At 58.5% G+C, this 7604-nt stretch carries 10 protein-coding genes; 5 read left to right on the top strand and 5 right to left on the bottom strand.

Going from position 1 to position 7604, the window contains the following annotated elements:
* The first annotated feature begins 102 nt into the window (after positions 1-102).
* Genes ACI2JR_RS27545 through dolP form a run of 4 tightly spaced genes read left to right on the top strand, consistent with a single transcriptional unit; the run spans position 103 to position 3759 of the window.
* A complete protein-coding gene (locus ACI2JR_RS27545) occupies positions 103-2217 on the top strand; it encodes a penicillin-binding protein activator (RefSeq protein ID WP_462480012.1) in 2115 nt (704 codons plus the stop codon).
* Complete coding sequence (locus tag ACI2JR_RS27540; protein WP_132729574.1) at positions 2175-2561, top strand: YraN family protein; 387 nt, start codon at positions 2175-2177, stop codon at positions 2559-2561. The genes ACI2JR_RS27545 and ACI2JR_RS27540 overlap by 43 nt, the downstream gene beginning before the upstream one ends.
* A gap of 22 nt (positions 2562-2583) precedes the next feature.
* On the top strand, positions 2584-3174 hold the full coding sequence (gene diaA, locus ACI2JR_RS27535) for a DnaA initiator-associating protein DiaA (RefSeq protein WP_002918211.1): 591 nt from the start codon (positions 2584-2586) through the stop codon (positions 3172-3174).
* 9 nt (positions 3175-3183) lie between these two features.
* Positions 3184-3759 (top strand): division/outer membrane stress-associated lipid-binding lipoprotein, encoded by a 576-nt coding sequence (dolP, locus tag ACI2JR_RS27530; RefSeq protein WP_132729573.1) that lies wholly within the window; start codon positions 3184-3186, stop codon positions 3757-3759.
* A 77-nt stretch (positions 3760-3836) separates the two neighbouring features.
* Here the strand turns inward: dolP and ACI2JR_RS27525 are convergent, their stop codons facing one another.
* From ACI2JR_RS27525 to ACI2JR_RS27515, 3 genes are all read right to left on the bottom strand, one after another.
* Positions 3837-4877, bottom strand: a complete 1041-nt coding sequence (locus ACI2JR_RS27525) for a permease (RefSeq protein WP_132729572.1) — start codon at positions 4875-4877, stop codon at positions 3837-3839.
* 45 nt (positions 4878-4922) lie between these two features.
* The gene (locus ACI2JR_RS27520; RefSeq protein WP_462480011.1) at positions 4923-5567 is read right to left on the bottom strand and encodes an NAD(P)H-binding protein; all 645 of its coding nucleotides are present in this window, start codon (positions 5565-5567) and stop codon (positions 4923-4925) included.
* A gap of 91 nt (positions 5568-5658) precedes the next feature.
* Complete coding sequence (locus ACI2JR_RS27515) at positions 5659-6096, bottom strand: YhbP family protein (protein WP_132729570.1); 438 nt, start codon at positions 6094-6096, stop codon at positions 5659-5661.
* A 55-nt stretch (positions 6097-6151) separates the two neighbouring features.
* On the opposite strand from ACI2JR_RS27515, the gene ACI2JR_RS27510 reads away from it, so the two are divergent.
* Positions 6152-6436 (top strand): GIY-YIG nuclease family protein, encoded by a 285-nt coding sequence (locus tag ACI2JR_RS27510; RefSeq protein WP_132729569.1) that lies wholly within the window; start codon positions 6152-6154, stop codon positions 6434-6436.
* Here ACI2JR_RS27510 and ACI2JR_RS27505 read toward each other — a convergent pair.
* Together ACI2JR_RS27505 and ACI2JR_RS27500 are read right to left on the bottom strand one after the other, a co-directional pair.
* Positions 6423-6926, bottom strand: coding sequence for a GNAT family N-acetyltransferase (locus tag ACI2JR_RS27505; protein WP_132729568.1), 504 nt, complete (start codon positions 6924-6926; stop codon positions 6423-6425). The two genes, ACI2JR_RS27510 and ACI2JR_RS27505, sit on opposite strands and share 14 nt — an antisense overlap.
* On the bottom strand, positions 6920-7444 hold the full coding sequence (locus ACI2JR_RS27500; RefSeq protein WP_132729567.1) for a ubiquinone anaerobic biosynthesis accessory factor UbiT: 525 nt from the start codon (positions 7442-7444) through the stop codon (positions 6920-6922). The genes ACI2JR_RS27505 and ACI2JR_RS27500 overlap by 7 nt, the downstream gene beginning before the upstream one ends.
* Between the last annotated feature and the right edge of the window lie 160 nt (positions 7445-7604).

Below are 7604 nucleotides of genomic sequence, written 5' to 3'. Positions count from 1 at the left end.
CTGCCCCTTAGTATTATCTGCTGATTCTTTTTGTTTCTTTGTCTCGTCCTTATTGCCGAATTAATATTGAGCATTGAGCCAAAAAAATATCACTGGATACATATGGTACCGTCAACATTTCTTCGTTCTAAACCCGCGCGTTGTCTGCCCGTACTGCTGGCTGCTCTGATCTTTGCTGGCTGCGGCACCCATACCCCGGATCAAAGCACGGCGTTTTTACAGGGTACGGCACAGGCAGACTCCAGTTACTACCTACAGCAAATGCAGCAAAGCACGAATGATAGCAAGACCAACTGGCAATTACTCGCCATTCGTGCACTGCTCCAGGAAGGCAAAAAGCCGCAGGCCATCGACCTGTTCAATCAGCTGCCGTCTAACCTGAACAAAACCCAGGCCCGCGAGCAGTCTCTGCTGGCAGTAGAGGTGAAGCTGGCGCAGAACGATTTCCAGGGCGCTCAGGCTCTGCTGAATAAGCTTGATCCTGCCAGTTTTGAGCAGAATCAGCAGCCACGCTACTGGCAGGCGCAAATCGATGCCAGCCAGGGCCGCCCGTCAATAACGCTGCTGCGCGCCCTTATCGCCCAACAGCCGCTGCTGGGCCAGCCGAAACAGCAGCAACAGAATATCGACGCGACGTGGAAAGCGCTCACCGCCATGACCCAGGAGCAGGCCAACGCGCTGGTCATCAATGCCGATGAAAACGTGCTGCAAGGCTGGCTGGATCTGCAGCGTATGTGGTTCGACAACCGTAACGATCCCGCCCTGCTGAAAGCCGCGGTAAAAGACTGGCAGACCCGCTACCCGCAAAATCCGGGGGCCAAAATGCTGCCAACGGCGCTGGTGAATATGCAAAATTATAAACCGGCATCGACCAATAAAATCGCCCTGCTGCTGCCATTAAACGGTCAGGCGGCGGTATTTGGCCGGACGATTCAGCAAGGTTTTGAAGCGGCGAAAAACGGCGCGCCTGCCGTTGCCGGTAGCGCCGTTCCTGTTCAGGTCGCCCAGGCGGCTAACGTTGTCAGTAACGACGTGGTGAGCCCCTCACAGGCTGAAGTAGGCGATCTGACCTCGGCCAATGCCGCACAGGCGCCGGTGCAGACCCCTGCGGCCGATCGCGTTCCGACAGCGGTTACCGCACCAGCGGAAACTCAGGCCGCGACAACGCCGGATCCGGCCGCCGCCAGCGACAGCGCAGCGACAACCGCGCAACCACCGGTGACCGCGCCGCAGGCTCAAACGGTGGCCGCTACGCCGGCAAACCCCGCTGCGGAACTGAAAATCTACGACACCACCACGCAGCCGATGAGCCAGCTGTTAGCGCAGGTACAACAGGACGGGGCGACTATCGTCGTTGGCCCGCTGCTCAAAGATAACGTCGAGGATGTCATCAAGAGCAATACTTCGCTAAACGTCCTGGCGCTGAACCAGCCGGAGAAAGTTGAGAACCGCGCCAATATTTGCTATTTCGCCCTGTCGCCAGAAGACGAAGCGCGCGATGCGGCGCACCACATTCACGAGCAAGGCAAACAAACGCCGCTGCTGTTGGCGCCTCGCGGGACGCTCGGCGATCGCGTTGTTAGCGCCTTTTCCAACGAGTGGTTAAAGCTGGGCGGCGGTACCGTTTTGCAGCAGCGTTTCGGCTCCACTTCTGAGCTGAGATCCAGCGTCAACAGCGGCATCTCCTTGACCGGCACCCCGGTCTCTACGCTGCCGTCCGCGCAGGCCCAGGATAGCGTCTCCGGTAATCAGGAAGATGCCCCCATCAGCAGCGCAGGTAGCGTCGATGCGGCCTGGATCCTCGCCACCCCGGAGCAGATTGCCTACATCAAACCGATGATTGCCCTACGCAACGGGAGCCAAAGCAATGTCACCCTGTATGCCAGTTCCCGGAGTGCCCAGGGTACCTCAGGTCCGGATTTTCGTCTGGAGATGGAAGGGTTACAGTATAGCGAGATCCCGATGCTGGCCGGCAGCAACCCGGCGCTGATGCAGCAGGCGCTGTCCGCCGTACGTAACGATTATTCGCTGGCGCGCCTGTATGCGATGGGCGCCGATGCCTGGTCACTGGCCAACCATTTCTCCCAGATGCGCCAGACCCCGGGCTTTGCGCTGAACGGTAATACCGGCGATCTGACGGCCACGCAGGACTGCGTGATCAACAGGAAAATGTCATGGCTCAAGTACCAGCACGGACAGATCGTCGCAGCCAACTAACCAAACAGACCGGCGACGCCTGGGAAGCCCAGGCTCGTCGCTGGCTGGAGAGCCAGCGGCTGCATTTTATCGCCGCCAACGTCCGTGAGCGGGGCGGCGAAATTGACCTCATCATGCGCGACGGCGCGGTAACCGTCTTTGTGGAAGTGCGCTATCGTCGCAGCGCAAACTATGGTGATGCCGCGGCCAGCGTCACGTTGAAAAAGCAACAACGCCTCCTCCACGCCGCTCGTCTGTGGCTCTCCCGACATAATGGGAGCTTTGACACTGTGGATTGCCGTTTCGATGTGGTAGCCTTCACCGGAAACGACATCCAATGGCTGAAAAACGCCTTTGGCGAATAGCGTAAATGAATTAAGGGATACCGTGCTCGATAGAATTAAAGCCTGCTTCACTGAAAGCATTCAAACCCAAATTGCAGCAGCGGAAGCCCTCCCGGATGCCATCTCCCGTGCGGCCATGACCCTGGTACAATCGCTGCTGAATGGCAACAAAATCCTCTGTTGTGGCAACGGCACCTCTGCCGCCAATGCACAGCATTTTGCTGCCAGTATGATTAATCGTTTTGAAACAGAGCGCCCTGGTTTACCCGCCATTGCACTAAATACCGATAATGTGGTCTTAACCGCAATTGCCAACGATCGCCTGCACGACGAAATTTACGCCAAGCAGGTCCGCGCGTTGGGTCACGCTGGCGACGTTCTGCTGGCGATCTCCACACGAGGCAATAGTCGGGACATCGTGAAAGCCGTTGAAGCCGCCGTGACCCGCGATATGACCATCGTCGCGCTCACCGGCTACGACGGCGGTGAGCTGGCAGGCCTGCTGGGTCAGCAGGATGTCGAAATCCGCATTCCGTCTCATCGCAGCGCGCGTATTCAGGAGATGCATATGCTCACCGTCAACTGTCTGTGCGATTTGATTGATAACACGCTTTTTCCACACCAGGACGATTAAGGAGATCACATGAAGGCTCTCTCGCCCCTCGCCATCATTCTTTCTGCCCTACTGCTACAAGGATGCGTTGCCGCAGCGGTAGTCGGAACGGCAGCTGTCGGCACCAAAGCCGCAACGGACCCGCGTACGGTGGGGACTCAGGTTGATGACAGCACGCTGGAACTGCGCGTCAACAGCGCGCTGGCAAAAGACGAACAAATTAAGAAACAGGCGCGGATTAACGTCACCGCCTATCAGGGCAAAGTCCTGCTGACCGGCCAGTCTCCGACGGCAGATCTCTCCGCCCGCGCGAAACAAATAGCGATGGGCGTCGAAGGCGCCACGGAAGTGTTTAACGAAGTGCGTCAGGGTCAGCCGATTGGCTTAGGCACCGCCTCTTCAGATACCTGGATCACCACCAAGGTTCGCTCTCAGCTGCTGGGCACCGACCAGGTGAAATCGTCAAATGTCAAAGTGACGACGGAAAATGGCGAAGTGTTCCTGATGGGACTGGTCACGGATCGCGAAGGTCGTGCGGCGGCAGATATTGCCAGCCGGGTCAGCGGCGTCTCTCGCGTGACCACCGCCTTTACCTATATCCAGTAAGTGTGAAAATCGTCCCGGCTCGCGCACTGCTGAGCCGGGCGACGAACCGGGCAAGGCGTCAGCCGCCGCCCGGGATTTCACCAGATTAACGCCAGCCCACCGACAATCATGCCGCACAACGCCACCAGCCCACCGGTCAGCCACAGCGCTTTCGCCGGAAAAGCCTTACGCAGCATAATCAACGACGGCACGCTGACCGCAGGCAGCGTAATCAGCAGGGCCAGCGCTGGCGCAAAGCCCATTCCCGCCAGCATCATGGTCTGAACGATAGGGATCTCCGCCGCCGTCGGGATGACAAACAGGCAGCCGGCAATCGCCATCGCCACCACCCAGAATAAGGTGTTATCTACCGCGCCATCGGCATGTGGGAACAGCCAGACGCGCGCCGCCCCCAGCGCCAGCACCGCCAGAATATAGACCGGGATAGTGTTCCAGAACAGGATCCATAGCGCCCTCAGCCAGCGGGCAAAAAAGTGGCCCTGTTCGGTCTCAACGCCAGCGGGCACGGTTGACGGCTGTACCGCCGCTTCTTGCACCCATTTTTGCACCAGCGTCGCGACAATCAGCACCGTTGCCAGACCCGCCACCAGACGAATTAGCGCAAACTGCCAGCCCAGCACAAAGCCCATGAACACCAGCGTCGCCGGGTTAAGCAGCGGGTTGCCCATCCAGAACGCCAGCGCGCCGCCCATCGACACCTGCTGCTTACGCATCCCCGCCGCCACCGGCGCGGCGCAGCAGGTACACATCATACCGGGCAGAGAAAAGAGCGTGCCTAACAGCGTTCCGCGAAAGCGCGATTGCCCCAGGGTGCGCAGCAGCCAGTCGCGCGGGATCAGCACCTGAATCAACGACCCCAGCAGTACACCCAGCACCGCCGCTTTCCAGACGGCCAGAAAGTAGACCAGCGCGTAGTCCCATGCCGCTTTCAGCGGAGAGGTCGCGGCCTGAGCCAGAATAGATTGACCGATGCTGTGGGTTTCTGCCGCCGTGAAAGCCTTGCCATAGTAAGGCTGCCATTTGACGAACCATAATCCAACGATAACAACCAGAAAAAAGAGCGCGGGCTTCCACCATTGAAACGGTGATGCCGCCTGAGATGAAGACTGACCCGTCATAGCATTCCCCAGGAAAGGTGTGGTGATGGAGTGAAGCGCAGAATACTACTCTTCGCGTGCGGCGATTTCACGCAGTTTTGCCGACGGCAGAACGGTGACGCCCTCTCGCCCAGGGGCCAGCGCTTCAGACAGCATGGCGCGTGCCACATCCTGAGCGCTGATGGATTTCCAGTTCCCCGGCAGCAGGCGAAACAGCGGCGCCAGCACCACTTCATTCGACCTTTTGTTCTCCCGCTCGCCCAGCAGCATCGAGGGACGCGCAATCGTCAGCCGCTGCCACGCCTGCGCCCGCAGCGCCTCTTCCATTTCGCCTTTCACCCGGTTGTAGAAGAACATCGACCGGGGGTTGGCCCCCATCGCGCTGACTACCAGCATATGTTTTGCCCCCAGACGCAGCCCCGTCAGCGCCGTATCGACCACCAGCGTATAGTCGGCCTGAATAAACGCCGCTTTGCTGCCCGCCTCCCGTAGCGTGGTTCCCAGGCAGCAAAAGACAATATCGACCGGGTCGACAACCTGGGCCAGGGCATCGCTCAGCTGCGGGTCATGGGGATTGAAAACGCCTTCGGCATCCGTCAAAGGACGGCGGGTCACGGCGGCGATTGCCGCAATGCGCGGCTCCTGGATTAACATCCGAAGTAAGTGCCTACCAACCAAACCGGTGGCCCCTGTTATTAGCACCTGGCTCATTATCCCCCCTAAGAAATCACCCCTTCAGCGGCAGTCGCCGCGGTAACAAGAGTATGCAGGAAACGGGGAATTCTGCACGCCAGACCGCGCTTCACTCGCCCTCAGGGTGACGTAGCCAGTGCAGCTTGGTGCCAAAACCTAGCGTGTTATCGGTGAATTTAAGTTCATCAGGGCGGATTTCCCAGACCGGCGCCGGGAGCATGCGGGCTACCGGGAAGCGGCTGACATACCGCTGGCGCATCGCGGCTTCCTCTTCACCAGCAAGGCGACGGATCTGGCCTTTGAACTGCACGCCACGAATGCGGGCGACGGTTTTCGGCTGGCCATTGACGGTACCCGCGACCTGCGCCCGCTGGCCGGTCATCTGTCCGTGGCGGGTGTTCTCATCACTCAGGAGATAAAAGGCGACGTTTTGCGGGTCATACACGTAAAACGCATTGGCGCACCACAGTTCACCCTCGCGGGCGACACACCAGGTAATCACATGCTGTTTGCTGAGCCAGCGGCTGATAGCAGCGAGCGTATCCATCTTTACTCTCCAGTATGTTATGGTGCACACACCTTAACATACCGACCTTTGTACCGTGCGCTGGTTTCTCTATCTGATACGTACCGCCGATAATCGCCTCTATACCGGGATTACCACCGATGTCACACGTCGTTTTTGCCAGCACCAGGATGGCAAGGGAGCGAAAGCGCTGCGTGGCAAAGGAGAGCTGCAGCTGGCGTTTAGCCAGGAAGTTGGTGACCACTCACTTGCACTACGACTGGAGTATCGTATTAAGCAGCTAACGAAGCGCCAGAAAGAGCGCCTCGTTGCCGGAGATGGTTCTTTCGAGACCCTGCTGGAGAGCCTCAGAAGCGATTGAAGTGGTCGCTATACTCAACCAGCCCGTGAACCCCTTCCAGCGCGTCATCGGCCAGAGGGCGAATCTGAAACGCCTCAGCGGTATCCGGCCAGCGGCAACGCAGGTCGAAGCGGGCTGCCGGTTCAAACCCCAGACGGCTGTACAGGGCCGGGTCGCCCAGGGTGACGACGGCGGCATAGCTAAACTCATTCAGCGAATCCAGCCCTTCGTAGACCAGCTGGCGCCCGATGCCCTGCCCGCGGTAGCTTTCATCCACCGCCAGCGGAGCCAGACCGACCCATTGCAGCTCCTCGCCTTCAACGGAGACCGGGCTAAAAGCGGCATAGCCAATAACCTGCCCTTCATCATCAGTCGCCACCACGCCCAGCGTGATCAGGCCATCTTCTCGTAGATCGTGCACCAGCTGCGCTTCAGCGTCGCTGCCAAAGGTACGACGCAACAACGCGTCAATTCCCGGCGCATCAATCCCAATTTCAACTCGAATCAGCATGCCTCACCTACCGATGTCTGTTCAGGTTTCCGCGGGCTGCGCAGCCCCGCTTCAACAAAATCCGCCAGTTGCAGCAGCATCATGCGTAGCGCTTTCGGCATCTGCTCCAGCTCAATGGCATCCATCAGGTTTTTTACATACAGCCCCAGCTCGGTATCGCCTTCGATAACCAGCCGACGCTGGAAGAACAGCGTATCCGGATCCTGCTTACGCGCGGCAATCATCAGCAGATCGCTGGCATCGGCGCTGAAGCTGACATCCGCCTCGGCCGTCTGGCTGACCACCAGCCGCCCCTCATTCACCGAGGTATACCACAGCAAACCGATATCACGCACATTAATACTTAACCAGCGGCCTTCGAGAAAATCCAGCTCTCCATCTTCCAGTGCCTGCCGGAACTGCCAGCGTAATACCTGTTCCAGCACCTGGCGCTTGAGGGCAAAAGGCGCCAGCTTAACCGGCACGCTCATTAAAGACGGACCAAAGTGGACCAGCCGGGAACGCAATTTATCCAACACAAGCCTTACTCCATGAAAGCAATAGTTTCACTATTGTGCCATATCAAATAAACGACATAGCGGCGTAAATCAACAAAATCGCGACGACGGGTGCCTATTATTGGCGCCGCCAATCCGCTTTTAACTGCCTCAAATCAAAAATTGTCACCAGAAGGTTAAC

Origin of the sequence: Klebsiella sp. NPDC088457, from assembly GCF_044900465.1 — a bacterium.
In the GTDB taxonomy this organism is placed as follows: domain Bacteria; phylum Pseudomonadota; class Gammaproteobacteria; order Enterobacterales; family Enterobacteriaceae; genus Klebsiella.
This window is presented reverse-complemented; position numbering and strand designations above follow the sequence as displayed.